Origin of the sequence: Leptolyngbya sp. Heron Island J, from assembly GCF_000482245.1 — a bacterium.
Lineage (GTDB): Bacteria > Cyanobacteriota > Cyanobacteriia > Phormidesmidales > Phormidesmidaceae > Leptothoe.
Window position 1 is genome coordinate 104,508 of record NZ_AWNH01000106.1, and the last position, 19,784, is coordinate 124,291.

A 19,784-nucleotide genomic window follows, 5' to 3' on the forward strand; every position below is an offset into this window, starting at 1 on the left:
GATGAAAGAATTTGGGGCAGCATCGGCTACTATCGCTCAGTACCGACAACAGGCAGCCTCGCTCTTACTGTATCAGGCTGTTCTCAACGATGCTGTAGGTCAAACATTCTTATCGTTGTTAGAAGCCCTCAGTGCTAGTAAAGGCCTCACTAATGAGCGTGCTCAGTGCCTCACGGCTTACGGTGAGTGGTTTCAGGCATTGGCCAACACGGGCAACGGTTGGGGTGACCATCTGCTGCAGCGGATATTCATTGCTGATAATGCGTTTACTCAAGCGGCCCAGCGTTTATCGATGGCCGAGTTGTCTGTTCCTTTGCTGTCTGCAGCCCGTCACGACCTGAAAATTCTTCAAACTTTATACAATCTGTCTCCCAGCTACATTAGCCAGTGTGTGCAAACGGCCTGTCAGCTGCCCCAAGCACCCGTTGTTTGGTCTTTAATGCCAGACCCTATGCCAGTGGACCTGTCAGAAGATTGGTCAGCGGGTCTTGATAATTTGGTGACCTACTATCAAAGTCAGGGCACTGGTCAGTTTGGTCAGTTCCGTGGATTCCGCTGGCAGCAAGGGCAACTAATAGGTATTGCTGAGCCCGATCCAATTCGTCTGGCTGATTTAGCTGCCTATGACGGACCTAAAGACACTTTGGTAAAAAATACTGAGTTTTTGCTAGCTGGGTTTAATGCACTTAATGTGCTGCTGTATGGCAGTCGGGGGGCGGGTAAGTCTTCGCTGGTTAAAGCATTGCTCAATGAATATGCTGACCGTGGTTTGCGTCTGATTGAGGTAGCTAAGGCCGACTTGTATGATCTGCCAGCGATTGTGGAGTGTCTGCGGTCCCAGCCGCAAAAGTTTATTATTTTTGTCGATGATCTGTCTTTTGAGGAAGATGATGATGCCTTCAAAGCCCTCAAAGTTGTATTGGAAGGTGGGCTAACTCGGCGTCCTCAAAATGTGGTGGTTTATGCGACGTCAAATCGTCGTCATTTAGTGCGGGAATTCTTTGCTGACCGGCCTCGCCCCAGTGATGCGGATGAACTTAAGTCCTGGGATACGGTCCAAGAAAAGCTTTCCTTTAGCGATCGCTTTGGTCTTACCCTCACTTTTGAAGCGGCTGATCAACCGATGTATCTAGAGATTGTGCATCATCTGGCAAATCAGGCTGGGTTGGATCTACCAACTGAGGATTTAGACTATCGGGCCAGGCAGTGGGCAACCCGACACAATGGACGTTCAGGACGCAGTGCGCGACAGTTTATAGACTTTCTATCGGCGGAATTGGCCTTGGATGGCAGGAGATAGTGGCATGGTGGGCAAGTGGGGACGCTGGATACTGGGTCTGATTGTAGTGGTGAGTGTGGGGGGTGCGATCTCATCTATCACCAAACTTATCCACGACCAAAACCGCACCTATACCGTACGTCTAGCAACCGGAAGCCCGACTGGAGAATACTACGCCTTTGGGCAAGCCATTGCCCAAGTCACCCAGACCAACGAACCCAAAATCCGTGTTGAGGTTGTCGAATCACCAGGATCAACTAAAAACATGGAGGATGTCCATGCCCATGCTGTCGATCTCGCCTTAGTCCAAAACGATACCCCCGTTCAGCCCAATGTACGCGCCGTGGCGCAGCTCTATCCCGAAATGTTTCATCTGATTGCCAATAAAGATGCCAACATCACTACTCTGAGCGATCTAAAAGGCAAACGCATTGCCCTGATGCCCAAAGGTAGTGGTTCCTATAATCTTTTTTGGCCTCTGAGCCAGCATTACGGTCTGACGCAGACTGATTTTCAAGCGCGGCCCATGGACGTGGATGAGGCTCATATAGCCCTGAAAAACAGTAACGTCGATGCCTTATTTCGCATTATTGGTCTGGGTAACAACAGTGTGGCCGAATTACTCGCCAACGAACAATTTCAGCTTGTGCCTATCGACCAAATCGGTGCCCTACAGCTGACCCAGCCCTACCTCGCACCCACCATCATCCCCAAGGGGAGCTACGATGGCGGCTCACCCATCCCTCCAGAAGATTTACCCGTTGTTTCCGTCAGCGCACTGCTCATCGCCAATACCGATGTTCATCCCGATGTGGTTAAAGCTATTACCCGTATTCTCTATGAGCGTCGCAGTGAGCTAATCCGCCTTAATCCTCGCACGGCCAATATTCCATCACCAGACATCAGTCAGAATCTAGGCTTTCCCCTCCATGAGGGAGCCCGCGCTTACTATACCCAAGACAATCCTGGCTTTTTGGTGACCTATGCTGAGTCCATTGGTCTACTACTATCTATTAGTATTCTGCTTTGTTCTAGCCTTTGGCAAGGTCGTCAATGGCTGATCAGTAACCAAAAAGATCGCGCCGATCGCTACAACCTAGAAATCCTGAACCTGATTGAAAAAATCGAACAAGCCAAAGATTTTGAGGAACTGCAAAACCTACGACAGCAGCTCCTCGAAATTCTCAGAAAGGTTGTTGTTGACCTCGATATCGATCGAATCTCCCCCGAATCATTCCAATCATTCACCTTTCCTTGGGAAGTTGCCAATACGGCTATCCGTCATCAAGAAATTATTCTCAGAAGTCGCACAATACCCACACCCAAAGGGTAGCCATCCCAAGTTCGACCAGAATTTTCTAACCTGGCCATGCCTACTCGCCGTGTTCTGTTAGCTCTTTAAGCTCGTTTTCAACCATTGCTGCCACTAACTTAGAAAAGGAATAATGTGGCTGCCATTGAATTTCACGTTTGATCTTATCAATGGACCCCGCCAATATTACTGGCTCATCCGGTCGATAAAAGGCTGGATCAACTGAAACATAATCTTGCCAATTCAAACCAACATAGGAAAATGCACAGTCCACCAGCTCCTTAACTGAGTGAGTTTCGCCACTGGCAATAATAAAATCGTCTGGCTGCTCTTGCTGTAGCATCATCCACATAGCATTAACCACATCTTCTGCGTGGCACCAATCACGACGAGCATCCAAATTACCTAGCTTTAACTCATGGGCTAGGCCCAATTTAATTTTGACGGCACCCCGCGTAATTTTGCGGAACACAAATTCTGCACCACGACGGGGTGACTCATGGGTATACGTAATGCCACAGCACGCATACAGATCGTACTTCTGCCGATAGTTAATCGTCATCCAATGGGCATAAGCTTTGGCTACACCATAGGGATTCCGGGGGCGAAACGCCGTTCGCTCTGTCTGGGGAGACTCATCCGGTTGACCAAACACCTCACTGCTAGATGCCTGATAAAATCTAGCATCCGGTTTACATCGACGAATTGCCTCTAACAGCCGAGAAACCCCAATCGCTGTATACTCCGCCGTCAGCGCAGGCTGTGTCCAAGACAACGGCACATAACTTTGAGAGGCAAGGTTGTAAATCTCATCAGGCTGAGCTTCATCAATGGCATCCATCAACGAAAACTGATCTAGCAGATCGCCAGAGATAATCCGCACCTTATCAGCAAAGTGACTTATACGCCCAAAGCTACTAGAACTAGAACGACGCACTAGACCATAGACTTCATAGCCCTTGCTGAGCAAAAGCTCAGCTAAGTAAGACCCATCTTGCCCAGTCAGCCCCGTAATTAGCGCTTTTTTAGTCACTACATTTCTAGATCACAACGATTGCAATCCTAACCATATCAAGATTTCCCGAAACTACCACAACCCTGACAGGGAGTTACCTTGAAGTTTTAATCAAGCGGTTAGGCTGCTCTACTAGTCCAGAGCCATACGTTCAGCGTATAACTCTGAATAATATCGCTGGTAGTCCTCTGACAATAGAGGTTGCCACCAATCACGATTATCCAAGTACCAGCCTACCGTTTGCCTTAAGCCAGTCGCAAAATCGTAGCTCGGCTGCCAGCCTAAATCGTTCCGAATCTTAGTAATATCCATCGCATAGCGACGATCATGGCCAGGGCGATCGGGTACAAAAGTAATCAGTTTTCTAGCCGGTGATACGGGCAGATTTTCGGCTAACTCATCCATCAGATCACAAAGCTGCTCGACGATATCAATATTTTTGACCTGATTGTTGCCGCCGATGTTGTAAGTTTCTCCTGGTTGAGCTTGCCCTAGGACAGTGGCTATGGCGCTGCAGTGATCTTCAACATGCAGCCAGTCACGAATATTTTGACCATCGCCATACACAGGTAGAGATTTCCCGAGCAAAATATTCAGACACATCAGTGGAATCAGCTTTTCTGGAAACTGATACGGGCCGTAGTTATTGGAGCAATTAGTAATCAGTGTGGGTAATCCATAGGTGTGGAAGTAAGCCCTCACTAAATGGTCACTGCCTGCTTTTGATGCAGAGTAGGGACTGTTGGGCGCATAGGAGGTAACTTCGCTAAATGCAGGATCATTCGGGCCGAGACTGCCAAACACTTCGTCGGTGGAAACATGGAGAAAGCGATAGTGGTCAGGTTTACCTTGCGCTTCCCAATGGTGGCGGAACGCTTCTAGTAAGGTGAAGGTGCCAACCACATTGGTTTGCACGAATGCAGCTGGGCCAGCAATAGATCGATCAACGTGGGATTCCGCTGCAAAATGAATGAGCGTATCGACATGGTGCTCAGCTAGAATCTGTGAAACCAACTGGGCATCACAAATATCACCTTCAATCAGAGAAAAATTAGCTTGAGATTCCAGGTCAGCCAGAGTGGCACGGTTGCCAGCATAGGTGAGAGCATCGAGAACAATGGTTTTGGCTGAGTGTTTAGACCATTGGTGAACAAAGTTGGAACCGATAAACCCAGCTCCGCCTGTGATGAGTATAATTTTGTTGTTCAATTCTTTCTCCTTACACTAGCTCAATCTGGCAATCGTCCCCAATCATAAAGCGAGAAGCTTTGGGACGTTTAGGGCTATGAATTAACTTAGCTCTTCGCCCAATTAAGCTATCAACAATTCGTTGTTGTAACTGTTGAATAACAGCATCTTCTAGCACTACACTATGGTCCATTTCTACATCAATCAGCTTGACGCCATTAGCAATACTGCTATAGGAGCCAATAAAACAGTTCTCAAGATGGCAATTCTCTCCGATAACAACAGGGCCACGAATAGTGCAGTTGATGATTTTGGTACCTTGACCGATGCGAACTCGTCCGCTGATTTTAGTCGTGTCGTCAACATCACCTAAAACCTCACTCGACAGAGTGGCATCCAAAATCATTTGGTTAGCTTCCAACAAGTCATCTTTTTTCCCTGTGTCTAACCACCACCCTTGCAATTGTTGAGCGGTTACAGTTTTACCGTTATCTGCCAGGGCTTGAATAGCATCAGTAATCTCCAATTCACCTCGGGCAGAGGGCTGTAGCGTGGCGATAATCTGGTGTACGATTGGTGAAAATAAATATACCCCTACGAGAGCAAAATTTGATGGTGGATTTTTGGGTTTCTCTACCAGCCTGATCACACCTCCCTGTTCATCTAATTCTGCAACCCCAAAAGCTGTTGGATTAGGAACTTGCTTGAGCAAAATCATGGCAGCAAGCTGTTGTTGATGGAAATCTTTAACAAACTGAGTGAGACTGTCTTGAATCAAATTATCACCCAGGTACATTAAGAAGGGTGAGTTGCCAAGAAACGGATGAGCAATTTTGACAGCGTGGGCAAGTCCATCTGGGCTGTTCTGTGGAATGTAGGTTATCTTGCAATTAAATCGCTCACCAGTACCGGTTACAGCGCGAATTTCATCCCCAGTCTCTGGGCTAATAACAATACCAATATCGGTAATGCCCGCTGCAACAATTTGCTCAATACCGTACCAGAGGATAGGTTTATTCACCACGGGCACTAGCTGTTTAGCCCCGGTGTGGGTCAATGGACGTAGGCGGGTTCCTTTACCGCCCGATAGAATAAGTGCCTTCATAACCCAAACCTATTAGAGATATTCTTTGAGCATTTTTCGTAAACTTGCACGCCAATGGGGAGCAGTTTGATTAATGACCTTGGCTATTTTGTCACCTGCTAACACTGAATAGGCAGGTCTTGGTGTAGGGGTTGGATACTGCTCGCTCGGAATTGGTTGCACATGGCTCAGTTGTAAAGGATGGCCTAATTTTCTGGCTTCTTCAAAGATAGCAACGGCGAAATCATACCAGCTGGCAGCACCGTTATTGGTGTAGTGATAAACACCAAAGTTATTTTGAAGATGCGGTATCAGCATTGTGATTGCCTGGGCAATATCATAGGCCCAAGTCGGGGTGCCAACTTGATCATAAACAACACCCAGTTCGTCTCGTTCTGCTCCCAAGCGCAGCATGGTCTTGACAAAGTTACTTTTGCCCTTTGCTCCGTAAACCCAGGCTGTACGAAAGATTACGGCTTGTTCTGTATTGGCTTGAATAGCTAGTTCTCCATCCCGCTTGGAGTGGCCGTACACCCCTAGAGGGTTAGTTTCTGCTTCCGGCTGATAGGGACGATTCTGCTGACCATCAAATACGTAGTCTGTGGATATATGAACCAGGCTTGCTCCACAGACTGTTGCTGCTTGAGCTAACTTTTCTGGAGCGGCTGTATTGATTTGATGGGCTAAGTCGGGTTCACTTTCGGCTTTATCGACTGCTGTATAGGCGGCGGCGTTAACGATGACGTCAGGCTGTTGGTTAACGACGGCGGGGACAATGCTTTCTAAGTTAGTTAGGTCAAGATGAGTTCTGTCCCAGGCTACGACTGCCCCTAAGCTAGGGAGTGTTAGCTGTAGTTCCTGTCCTACTTGTCCCTGGCAGCCCAACAGTAAAATTTTCATCAGTCAAATACCTCGGCGATCGCAAATTGCACGGCTTGCTGATCTTTATCTGATAGCACCGGAGTCTGGCTGACTAATGGCCACTTAATGGCTAAATCGGCATCGTTCCATAGAATGCTGCGTTCATGCTGTGGCGCATAGTAGTCGGTGGTTTTGTAAAGCACATCGGCTGAATCTGAGAGTACATAGAACCCATGGGCAAACCCAGGAGGTACCCATAGCTGCCGTTTATTCTCAGCACTAAGAGTCACTCCCACCCACTGTCCAAAGGTATCTGAACTGCGCCGGATATCGACTACCACGTCATAAATTTCACCCAGCACCACACGGACTAACTTGCCCTGCACTTGCTGCATCTGGTAGTGCAGGCCCCGTAATATGTTTTGCCTAGAGCGAGAGTGGTTGTCTTGGACAAATTGATGATTCAAACCGGTTTCATCAGAAAATTTTTTTTGGTTAAAGCTTTCCAGAAAAAAACCGCGCTCATCGCCAAACACCTGAGGCTCAATTATGAGAACGTCTGGGATATCAGTGGGAATAACGTTCACAGTAAACCGCTTAAAAATAACCTATCTCTTGAAGCACTGTATCATCCACTAGGGTTAAAGATAATGCTGGTGGTAAAGCGGATATGTGCGATCGCAAACCTGGCAGGTCGTACTCTAATAGACTGAGATGACAAACCGCAAATACTTGAGCCACTACTTGCACCCTACTGACTTGGGTAAGACTAATTTGGATGGGTAATTACAAGGCAGATAACTATGGTTTATTTTTTATCCATCAATTACTATTCCACTGCCCTGTTACGGCATCTGTTGCAGTCTATAACAGAGCTATCGTTTTGTTCGATTCCTTATCAAGTCATCATTGTCAATAACTCTCCCGATGACGATTCTGTTTATGACTTACAGCAAGAATTTGAAAATATAACTATCCTCAAAGCAACTGATAACTTAGGATTTGGCGGTGGCTGCAATTTAGGCTTGGAGCATATTTACAACCACAATCCAGATGCTTGGGTGTGGCTAATTAATCCAGATGCTTTGTTGATGCCCCAGGCACTGAACTACATCCAAGACTGCTTTAGATTGTGCCCCAGTTTAAGTATTCTCGGCACCCGTATTCGAGCGAGCAAAGACGATTTATGGTTTGCCCAAGGTCGCTTTAATTGGTGGACAGGCTCTCTCAAGCATCGTTTACCAGATGCTGACACCGCAGAACAACCGGTCAAAATATTACCTAGTCGTTGGGTGTCGGGGTGCAGCATGATTTTTAATTTGCAACGATTTGATAGCTGTCCTCTGTTTGATCTCAATTTTTTCTTAGATTACGAAGATATTGAAATCTGCGAGCGATATTATCGGCAAGGCCACACCATCGGTGTAACTCAGGCAGTGCTTGTCAACCATGCGGTGTCAGCGATTACGCATCGTAATCGCCGAGCAAAATTTCGCCATGCCACCTTTAGTAAACTGTATTTTTTGCACAAACATGGTTCTCTGCTGGCTCTGATATTAAACCTGGTTTATATGCTTGTGTGGAGCATTAAGCTGCTGCTGAGCGACATCGAAGTGGGGATTGGTCGTTTTCTAGGGTGGACTGATTTTCTGAGGTGGCGGGCTAAACGTTTGACTAAACAGCTATCTTCAGAGCCTTTTCGCCCCCGAACGGCGTTTACCCAATCTCAACAGACGCATAGTTAAGTAAAACATTGTTTGTGGATAAGCGTACCAGGGGCAATAGCACAAAAAGATATAGATAATGGCTGGTGCAAATAGATGAGACTTGGGATGAAAGAAGGCGTATTTTAACCCCGCCAAACTCTTGAAATTTTGTTTCTTTTGGTCTGCAGAAAAATCGTCCTGTAAAACAATTTGAGGCGCAACGTAGGCTTGGAAACCGTGATGTTGAGCTCTGAGAACAAGTTCTGAGTCGGCATGGTAATGGGGTAAAAATTTAGCCTGGTATAGGCCAACTTGTTCAAACACGCTGCGGTGAATGAGGACGCCATCTCCTGGTAGCGTGTCTACTGGCAGAATGTCCTGGGTCATAATGTTGGCGGGCAGATGCTCAACAGCTGTAGCGTGATACTGCAGATGCAAAAAGTTGGGTGTTCCCCAGGTGAGCTGAGTCCCCAATGCCCAAACTTTACCCGGTGAGTCTAGATAATCAATGCGATTGCCTAAGATCTTGATGTCGTAGCGTTGAGCGAATACAACCAGTCTGTGGACATGTTCAGAAGGGACAACGGCGTCATCGTTGATGGTCAAAATATAGTCATAATCGTGGTCTAGAGCATAGTGAACACCTGTGTTGGTTGCCCCTGCCCAATACTGATGCTCATCAACTCGCAACAACACAACATCGGGATAAGATTTCTGTACCTTAGTGGCGGTGTCGTCTGGAGAATTGGCATCCACCAAGACAATGGTGAGGTGGGCGTAGGTTTGGTGGCTAAACTGTGCTAAAAAGCGCTGAGTTTTAGGCCAGCGGTTATAGGTGGGAATGACGGCAGCGACGCGAACATTGGCACCAGCGTTGGTTTTCATGGCCAAGAAAGACGGTTTCTACTCATGGTTGCTGGCTAATGTTTTGTGCCGTCTCCGTCGTTCGCTAGGCCATGCTAGTTGAAAGAATGGTTTCCTGACGGATAGGTTGGGGTTGTAGTAGGGATCGTCCACCATGTACCCGCTATCTGCAAATTTTGTATGGAGACGTTCCAACTCTCCTGGTTTGAGTCCACTGCCCCTACTGATGGATTCGTAATGAATAAGTTCTGCATAGGGGGTGAATACATTACGATAACCGGCTTGATGGGCTCGCAGACACAGATCGACATCGTTGTAGTTGAGTGGAAAGCTTTCGTCAAACCCTTGGAGCTCATCAAAGACACTCCGACGGATCATCATGCAGGCTCCGGTTACTCCAAGATAATTGCGATTGACGATGTTAGAGCAGTAGTAGCCGTCGTATTGGCCTGAGGCATTGTGAAATGCGTGGCTTGGATTACCGGCTAAAATTACAACACCAGCATGTTGCAGACGGCCATTGGGATAAAGCAGTTTTGCTCCTACAGTTGCGATCTCTGTTTGCTGAGCTAACTCCAACATCGCCTCAATCCAGTCAGGCGTAATGACTTCTGTATCATCATTGAGCATCAGCAAAACTTCACCACTGGCAGCCTCTGCACCAAGGTTCATCCGCTGGGCAAAATTAAAGGGCTGATCACAGCGGATCAGTTTCAAATCAGGCCCTTGTACTGCCTGGAGGTACTGATTTGGGATATCGTAGCCATCTACCAGAATGATTTCTAAATTTTGGTAGGTGCTGAGTTTACGAATACTCGTGAGACATTGTTCTAACAAGCAAACCTGTCTATTTTTAAGGGGCATACAGGTGCCTGCGCTGGGGATGATAATGCTCACCAGCGGGCTATGCTGAATATGGCGACGGACTCTGAAAAAACCCGGTTTGTTTGGCAGGGACTCGACAGTGCCAGGATAGGGACTGCGGTCAATGGAGTCTTGTAGAGCGCTTTGGGCTGCTTTGTAGGCCCAGGGTTTGGCCTGGGCACCAGATGCGGCTGAAGTGGGTAAAGTGCGCCAGTGATATAGAACTTTGGGAATATGGTGAATCTGTTGGGTTTTTTCGCTTAGACGTAGCACTAAATCCCAATCTTGAGCTCCATCGTACTGACTGCGAAAGCCACCTATTTCTCTGATAAGGCTGGTCCGGTAAACACCCAGATGGCAGGTGTACATACAGGCATGGAGGTAGTCTAAGGACCAATCTGGTTTGAAAAATGGATTTTTACGCGTGCCTTTTTGAGTTATCTGGTCTTCGTCTGTATAGATAAAATCGGCATCTGGGTGGCTTTTCAGATGCTGAGAAACTTCATAAAGGGCGTTGCTCGCAAGTTCATCATCATGATCGAGCAGTGCAATAAACTCACCGTTAGCGATATTGAGTGCGGCATTGGTGGCCGCCGAAATGCCTCGATTTTGTGGGCAAAAGATGACCTCTATGCGAGTGTCGATCTGGGAGTAGTGTTCTAGGAGTGGTCGAATCGCTTGCGCTGTCGAGGCATCATCAGCAATACAGAGCTGCCAGTGGGGATACTGCTGGGCTAGAACCGACTCAATTGCTTTGGTTAGCCAAATGGACTCAACATTATAGACAGGTAGCAGAATGGAAATCAGAGGCGTGCTCATTGGGGCTGAATCGATAACCACCTCAGCCGTGTGCCGCTCCACTTGCTTTAACCACTGATGATATCGAGGAGAGCTAACTTTTATCCAGATCTGTCGAACAGCACTTAAAAAACCTTCTGTTTTGAGAATGTTCAGCAGTCGTTTGAGCTTGGTTAGCATGCTTTACTTGGAGACTCGTTTTCACCAGCGGACTTCAAGGCCCTACTGATTGTCAGTTTACTTGGTTTACTTGGTTGCGATCGCAACCCCATAGTGAGTCTCACCTAGCATCGTACATAGCTCGTCAATAATCAACAGCAGCTTTAAAGTATGCCTATTCTCAGATTTATTCTCAGATTTAGGTACAATTACCTAAATCTGAGAATAGGCAATAGCTACTACATCTTGATGGTTGTCCCATCCTTTCTCAATATATGCCTTTAACGACAGTTGATCTCTGTCTAGTAAGTAATTATGAATCCAGCCCAAGGGAGTCATTGAAATACCATAGTCATCACCATATACCGTTTTCATTTCATAGGTAGCAAAAGCATACTTGCCATCTGTATAAGCGTTTTCCATTTGACTAAAATCATCATCACTAATGTTATAGGTCATTGACTTAGATTTTCGTCGTTGGTACATATTTCTACCATGGGTCGTAAACACCATTAACCCATCCTTTTCCAGATGGTTAGCAAAAGTATCTAGTAACTCAATAGCTGATTTTTCAGGAATATGGGTTACTAAAGACCCACACCAAATTAAGTCAAATTTATGCTCAAACTTTGTATTGGCAAAGCTGCTGGTCGCATGATGATGATTAGCCTTAAAACTTTTTGACGTATAGTCCACAGCCTCTTTCCAAATATCAGATACTGTGAAATCTGCATCCGGAAATGCCGCTCTTAAGTATCGACATACTCGACCAAAACCGCAGGCGAAGTCCAATACATTATCTATGTATTGGACTTCGCTACAAAGTAAGGCCTTAGAGATCACTGAAATGCCAGAGCGACCGACCTCGAAGTATCGTTCTCTGGTACTCATATTCATATTGTCAGATGTATGAATATCCTGACTAACTATTTCATCTAAGATAAAGGGATTCTCTATAATTTCAGCGAAAGAGTATTTTTTCATATTAGATATGAGCACTTATGAGTACTTAATAAAATCCACACTCAAGTTACCACAAGCTTTCTGATAGTGGAATTTTCCAAGGAGTTCTTTTTCTTATATCCTTTGAGTTAACCAATCATAGGTTTTTTGCAAACCATCACTAAAGTCAACTGCCGGCAACCAACCAAGTTCTTGACAAATTAGGTCGTTAGCCAAAACATTTCTAGGAATATCGACCGATCGCCCTGCCTCAAAATGTATATCTATGTTTTTATCTGTAATTAGTTGAATTTCTTGAATAAGGTTTAAGATCGAGCGCCCTAAATTACTACCTACATTAAATAACTGATAAGAGCCTGAGTATAAAGCCGCTCGGACCATGGCATCAACAACATCATAGATATAAATATAATCTCGAATAATAGTGCCATCCCCCCAAACAGTAAATGGTTGATTGGTTATAGCTCGAGAAAAAATAGTGGCGATAATGCCTTGATTATTCTGAGCTATTTGAAAAGGACCAAACGGATTACTGACTCTCAAGACTGCGTAATCTAAACCATGTAAGTGATGGAATAGTGACAAATATTTTTCAATGGCAAGCTTTACAATTCCATAACTACAGATTGGATTAGTTGGCTGGCTTTCATCAATAGATGATGCATTACAAGAACCATAAACAGTGCCACCAGAGGATATAAATACTACTTTCTTTACATCATTATCTAGACAACATTCAAGCAACTTAATTGTGCCTAATAGGTTGCTTTCCACATCGAACAATTTCCGCTTATTAGAAGAAGCAGGTAATGTAGTGCTGATCAAGTGAAATACAACATCTATATTTTTCGTCGCTTCTTTCAAGCAAGAAGGCGCTAAGAAATCACCTTTGATGAAATTAATATCTTCAAAGACAGATGGAAACCGTGGCTCTCTGCCAAATCCGTATACTTGCGCACCATAAGTCTGAAGTGTTTCACACAGTGCTGTTCCAATAAACCCCCCAGCCCCAACTACCAAGCATCTAACATTCTGGATAGCATGAACATCAATAGAGGAGGAAGGCATAAGCTCTACAGTATAAGCGTTATGGGACCGGAACTGTCGCCAAAGTCCAACTTTTGCTTTCAACAATTAAACGCTACATGAATTTTCGACAAGAAGATACCGCTTGGGAAAGTTTCTTTCCAATATGGGCTTCTTTGTAGATAAAGAATGCCATATCTTTAACTCCAGTAACGGGATCCGGTTCTATACACGCAAGGACATGGAGAGATGGAATTGCACTCTTAAACTTTTGGAGCACATCCTTCCCGTAGATTCGATAATGACCGTGTTGAGAATAATCTGGATATCCCCAATCTCTCGTTTCCTCTAAATTCAACGGATCAGGAAAGGACAAAAAGATAAATCCATCTTCGTTGATAATCCTAGCCAGTTCCCTAAGAGCTGCTATATCATCGCTGACATGCTCAAGTACATGATTGCAAATAACCAGATCGTACATGTGATCCTTTCGAGCAATCTGAGTAAGGTCTAAAGAGTTATCTCCACCGTAGATCGATACCTCATAACTCCCAAACCATTCAGCCTTTGCAGATTTGTCACTACTAAATTGAAGCGTTTTCCGCGCATCTAAGATACCTGAATCGTTTAACTGTTCTAGGAGCGAGCGAAAGACACGATGACGCTCCAGTGACTGGCAACTCTCACAACGAGGTGGAAAACCAGTTCCACTCTTTCTCCCACCTGGCCCTAAACCGAATTTATGAGAACCGCAGATGTTGCATGTTGGTTCATCAACAGGTGTGAATGCATTAGGTGAGTCAACTGCCTTTTGCCAGACGTATATCGGAAGTAGACCATGGCCTAAAACATTACTGCTGTAAGTCAAGCATGTATGGCTAAAGCCAACAGACATAGCTGTTGTTTCTAATGCTTGGGGTAAAACATCAAACTCAACACTTGGTTCTAGTGAGAAGATGACGCATCCCTGAGGTTTGACACTCTTTCTAATGCGCTCATCAACGTAATTTTCCGAGATTAGATTAGATGGCACATCAGACAAAATCAACACATCAACTGGTGCTTGTATAGACTGCAATAGTGCATCAACAGAACATTCTTGACGCAGCGTATATTGTTTGACATCAAACATAGGGGCAAGTGCAGCTTTGAGTGAGCTATCCGGCGCCAAAGCAACAAGAGCCAATCTCCTATAGATGTAAGAACTTTCAGCAAGATATCGATAAATTGAGCGAGTGAAAGCTGTTGAGCCGGAAACTGGACAGATAAAACTATCACGCCGAGATTTTGGTTGAACTTGCCCCATCCAACCGCTGATATTACAGCGTTGACCTTTGCGTTTTGCACACCACTCTAAAAGTGGTAGATCTTGATCAAAAACTGGATGAGCTGCGACCGTAGATTCATCTACAAATGCCTCTATCCCCGGTCTAGTTTTATTAGAAACTGCAACGAGTTCAGGAATATTACCGAGTTTCCATCCTTCACTTTCTAGATAGTAGCTATATTCAACATCCATATGGCCTTGGGGCAATTTGGGATTAAACCCTCCCAATTCCTCAAAAACAGAGCGCCTCAAAACCCACATTCCGCCTTGTACATGCTGCAATTGCTTGGTCAAATTTTGAGTGGCAAATTCTGGATTACGAAAATGCTGGAACCATGGCTGTTCCATATATTGGGATGCAGATAGCCACTTTGGAGACGAAATTAAATGTCCTGCCATTGCTACGCGTTCATGATTTCTCATGAAATTAATGAAGGTTCTTTCCCAACCTGACTTAATAACCAATCCTTCATTACTACAGACATAGATGACATACTCGCTTTCAGCTAATTTACAAGCTATGTTAGAAGCGGGCCCACAATAGTGGTTCTTGTCTAATTCAAGCAGCCTAATGTTCTTATGTTGGGCTGACATTGAACGTAAGCCAGCTATAAACTTTGGTTCGCTGGCATTGTCTAGAATTGTGAGGGTAAAGGGAGTTGTTGTGTGCTCAAAAAGACTTTTAACAACTCGTTGAGTGGCTTTTAGGCTACCTATGCCATTACGACAATAGGTCACCATAAATATATCAATTGGAGAACGTGCAATGATGTCTAGCAGAGTATTGGCAGTAATGGACAGCCCTACCCGAGAATCAATCACTCTCTTTGCATTATCCGTTATCCTCTGAAGCTGCCCTTGAGACGTCTTCATGATTTTTGAAAGTTCGTGTGCTAATGCCTCAGAATTTTCTGGTGGAACCAAAAAACCTGATATTTCATGTTCAATAAAATCAGGGATAGCAGATACTGTTGTACCGAGAACAGGTATACCAAGACTCATCGCCTGGAAAAATACTGTTGGCATACCATCTACATTGCCATCACTAGCTTCTACACAAGGCAATACAAATAAATCTGCTTCTAGCAGAATTGAAGCGATTGCTTGTTTACCTTCAATAGAACCGTGAATAAAAACATTACTTAGATTGTTGTCTACGATATACTCCTTAAATTCTCTCTCAAGAGGACCATACCCATGTACATGAACCTCTATATCCTCTGACTTGAGTTTATGAGCTGCTTCCAAGAGATACTTAATGCCCTTCTTTTCAATAAAACGAGCAATACTAACTATCTTGTAAGTTTGCTTTTTATGATTATTAGGAGCTGGCAGAGACAATGGAGATTGCCTAAATTCATCAAGATTACAATCGACTGCCTGTGGCATCATAACAATCTTGTTTTCGGACACGCCATTATTAATCAGATATTGCCGATGATAAAAACCGTAAACAAAGACACGTTTGCAAAACTGACTATTAGCAACTTCCGCCAACTTATTTCGTTGTTTATTCAGCACATGAAATAGATCAACAGCATGTGGCATGAAGGAGAAAGGAATTTTTAACCTCTCAGCGATTGGCCAGACGAGATTGGTAACAACTGGATAAATGAAGTGGCTATGGCACCAATTCCTACCATGCTCGATCAGCAGAACTTCCAATTCTTCGCTGCTACTCACAAAATAGGCCTCGACATTAAATAGCAGGTTAGCTACTCTATCAGGCTGAATGGTGTAATAAACATTGACGTCATACCCCATATCAATGAGATAAGCGATTTCGTCATTCACAAACGTTTGTGAGAGTGCAGGAAAATCGTTTAAGACGTATGCCAAACGAAGATTGTTTTTGCCATCTGAGCGGATAATATCCCACTGGTTCTTAGTCCAAACTGCTTGTCGGTTTGTCTCTAAAGCTTCAGTTATAGTTATGTTGTTTAGTTTCTTGCTGATCTGATAATCTGCTAGGACTGAATTTGTAAATCTCGGTGGATATAACTTGGTGTAGCGAAGAATTATGTCCCAGTCTACGAGGCGAGTGAGCGATTTATCAAAACCACCTAACTCCAGGTAAAGGCGACGATGATGAGAAAAAACATTTAAATCAATAAAATTACTCTTAACTAGTTCAGACCACGTAAACGATCGATTCCGAACGAAGGTGCGTTTAGAAATGTCATCGGTGACATTAAGTGAAGTGTAGTGAGTATAACAGTCAGAATTTTGAATGAACGTAGCAGCTGTAACTAGTAGATAATCTTTGTGCCAAGTGTTATCACTATCAAGATAAGCAATCCAATCGCCTGAAGCTACAGACAACCCTAAATTTCTAGCGGCGCTAACTCCTGAATGATCTTGCCAAAAATAAATTATTTTCTTATCGCTGAGGTATTTGGAATAATGCTCTTGAAGATATTCCTTGGTGTTGTCAGTACTACCATCATCAATAACAATAACTTGAAAGTTCTGAAATGATTGGGCTAGAACTGAATCAATTGATTTGCCTATAGTAGCTTTTCTATTCCAAGTTGGAATAATAATTGAAAATGACTTGCTGCTAGATGCAGCAAAAGCTTTAGCTGACTCTAAATCTAATTTCTCAAAAGCTTTACTCGGATTATCCACCTGAGGAGCTTGAAATGTGAAGCGGTTAACCTGCTTGGAACGAGTTAAGTGATTATTGCTTTGAGAGCTGGGTGCTGTTCTTCTTCCCTCAGAAATACCATAATGTAAATAATGATAGAGAGGATTTAAACCTGATATAAAAACATCAGGATATGTCTCTAAATAATATTTAGTGTTAAACTTCCAGGATGGATCTCGACCTTCCTTAAATCCGTATTTAGCATAGTGTAAGAGTGGATTAATGCCTGCTTTTCGGACATCGGGATTCTCAGTTAAATAATATTCACTATCAAAAAGAAGGTTAGGATTTCGCCCCTCTAAATATCCACGTTCTATATAATGAATCAATGGATCATATCCAGACTCTGCAACATCTGGGTAGTTGATTAAATAATACTCGTTAGAGAATAGACCACATCGTTTGAGGGCAAGTATCTGCCTTGTCATTTGAGGATGTTTAGCCGTAAATATTAGGAACTGTTTAATGTTTTTCATGGTTTCCCAATTCTTACTATTCTTTCGAGAATATTCTCACCGTAAATACTGCTTGCATTGCGCAAAGTACAGAGCACAAAATCTGTTAGGGTTCTGAAAAAACTGAATTATCAGTAGTTTTCTATCACTTAGTGTCCAACTTAATTTATAGGCTTGATCGATCAACCTTATTAAACCATAGTCAACGCCTGACGATACCATACACCCAGGTTTTCAACCGAGCAATTTTAATATGAACCTTCCAAGCAACCGTTGCTTTCATATTGTTAATCGTAAGCCTTGCGGAACTTAGGTCTTTGCTGATTTTCTGAGCCTTGACCTCTGTGTTCTCAAGCTTAGTTTCTGTCTGACTTAGCTTAGTTTCTGTCTGACTTAGCTTAGTTTCTGTCTGACTTAGCTTAGTTTCTGCCTGACTTAGCTTATTTTCTATCTGACTTAGCTTATTTTGCGTTTCTTGGAGCTGCTCTATGGTTTTTTCTAGATCAGTCTGTGTTGCATCATGTTTAATCTTCAACTCGTGTAGTTGGAGTTTTAGATCCTGCAGCCGTGCCTTTGCTTCCTGCAATTGACTTTCTAGGGTTCCTCCTGATTTTCCTATTTGAGGTTCCAGTATTGAAGAGCTTGGATAAGCTGCTGCATATTCTTCTTGCGGCTTGCTCTCTTCACGGTCTTCATTGAGAGTGGGCAAAACCGTATTACCTGGTATAGCTTTGACGATAAATTGAAGAACCTCAGAATCGCTGGATGCCTTAATCTGTTCTATTAATTGATTTGAAAAGTGTTGGCTTTTGACCAGAGGAACTAGGTTGCCTCCAAAAATAGGATATTTTGTGACATCTACTATTTGGGCTGTGTACCCAGCACTTTCAAACAAAGGAATAACACTGCTACGTGTGAAAAAACGTAGATGTGTATTGTCTAATATACCGAGGTCTTGATATTCAAACTTCCCTTGTAATAAGGACAATCGAATAGCCCCATGGGCAATATTGGGAATTGAAGCAATGATAAAACCATCACTCTTTAAAAGCTTTTTTATCTGTAATAGGATTTTACTTGGATTCTTTAAGTGTTCTAATACATCTGCACAGACGATAACATCAAATACTTTGTCTTCTAACGTATTGCTGATATCCTCATTGTCCAAGTCGATAACGTGTGACTCGTCACAATAGTTTTTAGCAATGCTCAGCATATCAATACTGATATCGACGCCAGTAATATGACAATCAAAATCTTTTAAGTACTGCCCTAATGACCCATCTGCACAACCAATGTCCAGAATTCTCTTCTTGTGTTTAGCCAAGTTTATGATTTTGGCAAGGCTCCCTGCTGGGTTAAGATAGGGTTTCTCTGCCATATCACTTCTGGCTCGAGAATAATCTTTGGATTGAGGCTTAACCATACAAGATTTTGAAAATAGAATCTATTGGAAATAGGGTAAAGGTTCTATCCTTTAAAGCGATTTATCGATTGTTTCATTTATCCTTAAGACGTCTTAAGTAGGTAGGGAAAAAATAAGGTCGGTTTTCAACGATTAAAAAGTAAACTTGTTAAATGAAGCTTTAACTCACGTCGGAAACTTAACTGACTCTTTTTCGCAATTAAGACTGAATCATGCCAGGCGTTACTTCCATCAGTATAGTCTTCTACGTCATCCCACTGTGTGTAAACTTCAAGCGGGTTTAATCCAGCGAAGTTGGCTAATGCTTTTAATCCATCAGGATAAAAACGCCAACAGTCAACAGGATACCTATGCTCAGGGCCAGAAGAAGGAGCAATGATACAGCAGATACCGTCATCTTTTAGGACGCGGCGCATCTCAAGGGCCGTTAACCAAAAAAAGTCAATATGCTCAAAAGCTTGGCCTGAAATAATAACGTCTATAGAACTCCTAGCAAACTGGCTCCAGTGATAAGGGCTGGTCAAAATAACGTCAACATTTTTACCTGGAGAGGCATCCACACCTATATATTGCCAACCGGGAATGTCAAATATAGGCTTATAGCTACCGTTAACATCTTGACTACCTAAATCCAAGACTTTTATTTCTTTACCTATTAAGTCATTAAGGTACTTCTCCTTAAAGGCTTTCATTTTATGCAGAGAGCTAAGATGCATCGGGAGTTTCTCCTTAAGGACTAGGTCTAATTAAGACAGAGTTTAGTATAAAATCAGTGATGCATGTAAGGAAGAAGAACTTAGCCTGTTACCG

At 43.7% G+C, this 19,784-nt stretch carries 16 protein-coding genes; 3 read left to right on the forward strand and 13 right to left on the reverse strand.

Going from position 1 to position 19,784, the window contains the following annotated elements:
• Position 1: 1 nt before the first annotated feature.
• Positions 2 to 1,300, forward strand: a complete 1,299-nt coding sequence (locus N836_RS67645) for an ATP-binding protein (protein WP_023076106.1) — start codon at positions 2 to 4, stop codon at positions 1,298 to 1,300.
• Positions 1,287 to 2,612 carry a TAXI family TRAP transporter solute-binding subunit gene (locus N836_RS67650; RefSeq protein WP_023076107.1) on the forward strand — a complete coding sequence of 442 codons (1,326 nt, stop codon included), beginning with the start codon at positions 1,287 to 1,289 and terminating at the stop codon, positions 2,610 to 2,612. The genes N836_RS67645 and N836_RS67650 overlap by 14 nt, the downstream gene beginning before the upstream one ends.
• Positions 2,613 to 2,652: 40 nt before the next feature.
• Here N836_RS67650 and N836_RS67655 read toward each other — a convergent pair whose 3' ends face one another.
• From N836_RS67655 to N836_RS76780, 6 genes are all read right to left on the reverse strand, one after another.
• The gene (locus N836_RS67655; protein WP_023076108.1) at positions 2,653 to 3,624 is read right to left on the reverse strand and encodes a GDP-mannose 4,6-dehydratase; all 972 of its coding nucleotides are present in this window, start codon (positions 3,622 to 3,624) and stop codon (positions 2,653 to 2,655) included.
• Positions 3,625 to 3,738: 114 nt separating this feature from the next.
• Positions 3,739 to 4,815 (reverse strand): dTDP-glucose 4,6-dehydratase, encoded by a 1,077-nt coding sequence (gene rfbB / locus N836_RS67660; RefSeq protein ID WP_023076109.1) that lies wholly within the window; start codon positions 4,813 to 4,815, stop codon positions 3,739 to 3,741.
• 10 nt (positions 4,816 to 4,825) lie between these two features.
• Positions 4,826 to 5,899, reverse strand: coding sequence for a glucose-1-phosphate thymidylyltransferase (locus tag N836_RS67665; protein WP_023076110.1), 1,074 nt, complete (start codon positions 5,897 to 5,899; stop codon positions 4,826 to 4,828).
• Positions 5,900 to 5,911: 12 nt separating this feature from the next.
• Positions 5,912 to 6,778: a dTDP-4-dehydrorhamnose reductase gene (gene rfbD / locus N836_RS67670; protein WP_023076111.1), complete on the reverse strand. Its 867-nt coding sequence runs from the start codon at positions 6,776 to 6,778 to the stop codon at positions 5,912 to 5,914.
• A complete protein-coding gene (rfbC, locus tag N836_RS67675) occupies positions 6,778 to 7,326 on the reverse strand; it encodes a dTDP-4-dehydrorhamnose 3,5-epimerase (RefSeq protein ID WP_023076112.1) in 549 nt (182 codons plus the stop codon). The genes rfbD and rfbC overlap by 1 nt, the downstream gene beginning before the upstream one ends.
• 10 nt (positions 7,327 to 7,336) lie before the next feature.
• Positions 7,337 to 7,480, reverse strand: a complete 144-nt coding sequence (locus N836_RS76780) for a hypothetical protein (protein WP_161635046.1) — start codon at positions 7,478 to 7,480, stop codon at positions 7,337 to 7,339.
• 62 nt (positions 7,481 to 7,542) lie between these two features.
• On the opposite strand from N836_RS76780, the gene N836_RS67680 reads away from it, so the two are divergent.
• Positions 7,543 to 8,484, forward strand: a complete 942-nt coding sequence (locus tag N836_RS67680; RefSeq protein ID WP_023076113.1) for a glycosyltransferase family 2 protein — start codon at positions 7,543 to 7,545, stop codon at positions 8,482 to 8,484.
• On the opposite strand, the gene N836_RS67685 is transcribed toward N836_RS67680, so the two are convergent.
• The 7 genes from N836_RS67685 to N836_RS67710 all read right to left on the reverse strand — a co-directional run bounded on the left by N836_RS67685 (position 8,428) and on the right by N836_RS67710 (position 19,690).
• Positions 8,428 to 9,330 (reverse strand): glycosyltransferase family 2 protein, encoded by a 903-nt coding sequence (locus N836_RS67685; protein ID WP_023076114.1) that lies wholly within the window; start codon positions 9,328 to 9,330, stop codon positions 8,428 to 8,430. The genes N836_RS67680 and N836_RS67685 overlap by 57 nt on opposite strands.
• 18 nt (positions 9,331 to 9,348) lie before the next feature.
• Positions 9,349 to 11,151 carry a glycosyltransferase family 2 protein gene (locus tag N836_RS67690; RefSeq protein ID WP_023076115.1) on the reverse strand — a complete coding sequence of 601 codons (1,803 nt, stop codon included), beginning with the start codon at positions 11,149 to 11,151 and terminating at the stop codon, positions 9,349 to 9,351.
• 192 nt (positions 11,152 to 11,343) lie between these two features.
• Positions 11,344 to 12,114 (reverse strand): class I SAM-dependent methyltransferase, encoded by a 771-nt coding sequence (locus N836_RS67695; RefSeq protein WP_023076116.1) that lies wholly within the window; start codon positions 12,112 to 12,114, stop codon positions 11,344 to 11,346.
• A 93-nt stretch (positions 12,115 to 12,207) separates the two neighbouring features.
• Positions 12,208 to 13,161, reverse strand: a complete 954-nt coding sequence (locus tag N836_RS67700; protein WP_023076117.1) for an NAD-dependent epimerase/dehydratase family protein — start codon at positions 13,159 to 13,161, stop codon at positions 12,208 to 12,210.
• Between the two features lie 73 nt (positions 13,162 to 13,234).
• Positions 13,235 to 17,569, reverse strand: coding sequence for a glycosyltransferase (locus tag N836_RS67705; protein ID WP_023076118.1), 4,335 nt, complete (start codon positions 17,567 to 17,569; stop codon positions 13,235 to 13,237).
• Between the two features lie 181 nt (positions 17,570 to 17,750).
• A complete protein-coding gene (locus N836_RS73900) occupies positions 17,751 to 18,974 on the reverse strand; it encodes a methyltransferase domain-containing protein (protein WP_023076119.1) in 1,224 nt (407 codons plus the stop codon).
• Positions 18,975 to 19,099: 125 nt separating this feature from the next.
• Positions 19,100 to 19,690: a methyltransferase domain-containing protein gene (locus tag N836_RS67710; RefSeq protein WP_023076120.1), complete on the reverse strand. Its 591-nt coding sequence runs from the start codon at positions 19,688 to 19,690 to the stop codon at positions 19,100 to 19,102.
• Between the last annotated feature and the right edge of the window lie 94 nt (positions 19,691 to 19,784).

Excerpts from the sequence above, each read along its gene's own strand:
- N836_RS67705 (WP_023076118.1), bottom strand. The coding sequence starts at position 17,569 with ATGAAAAACATTAAACAGTTCCTAATATTTACGGCTAAACATCCTCAA.
- N836_RS67700 (WP_023076117.1), bottom strand. The coding sequence starts at position 13,161 with ATGCCTTCCTCCTCTATTGATGTTCATGCTATCCAGAATGTTAGATGC.
- N836_RS67665 (WP_023076110.1), bottom strand. The coding sequence starts at position 5,899 with ATGAAGGCACTTATTCTATCGGGCGGTAAAGGAACCCGCCTACGTCCA.
- N836_RS67645 (WP_023076106.1), top strand. The coding sequence starts at position 2 with ATGAAAGAATTTGGGGCAGCATCGGCTACTATCGCTCAGTACCGACAA.
- N836_RS67650 (WP_023076107.1), top strand. The coding sequence starts at position 1,287 with ATGGCAGGAGATAGTGGCATGGTGGGCAAGTGGGGACGCTGGATACTG.
- N836_RS67680 (WP_023076113.1), top strand. The coding sequence starts at position 7,543 with ATGGTTTATTTTTTATCCATCAATTACTATTCCACTGCCCTGTTACGG.
- N836_RS67685 (WP_023076114.1), bottom strand. The coding sequence starts at position 9,330 with ATGAAAACCAACGCTGGTGCCAATGTTCGCGTCGCTGCCGTCATTCCC.
- N836_RS67695 (WP_023076116.1), bottom strand. The coding sequence starts at position 12,114 with ATGAAAAAATACTCTTTCGCTGAAATTATAGAGAATCCCTTTATCTTA.
- N836_RS73900 (WP_023076119.1), bottom strand. The coding sequence starts at position 18,974 with ATGGTTAAGCCTCAATCCAAAGATTATTCTCGAGCCAGAAGTGATATG.
- rfbD (WP_023076111.1), bottom strand. The coding sequence starts at position 6,778 with ATGAAAATTTTACTGTTGGGCTGCCAGGGACAAGTAGGACAGGAACTA.
- N836_RS67710 (WP_023076120.1), bottom strand. The coding sequence starts at position 19,690 with ATGCATCTTAGCTCTCTGCATAAAATGAAAGCCTTTAAGGAGAAGTAC.
- N836_RS67690 (WP_023076115.1), bottom strand. The coding sequence starts at position 11,151 with ATGCTAACCAAGCTCAAACGACTGCTGAACATTCTCAAAACAGAAGGT.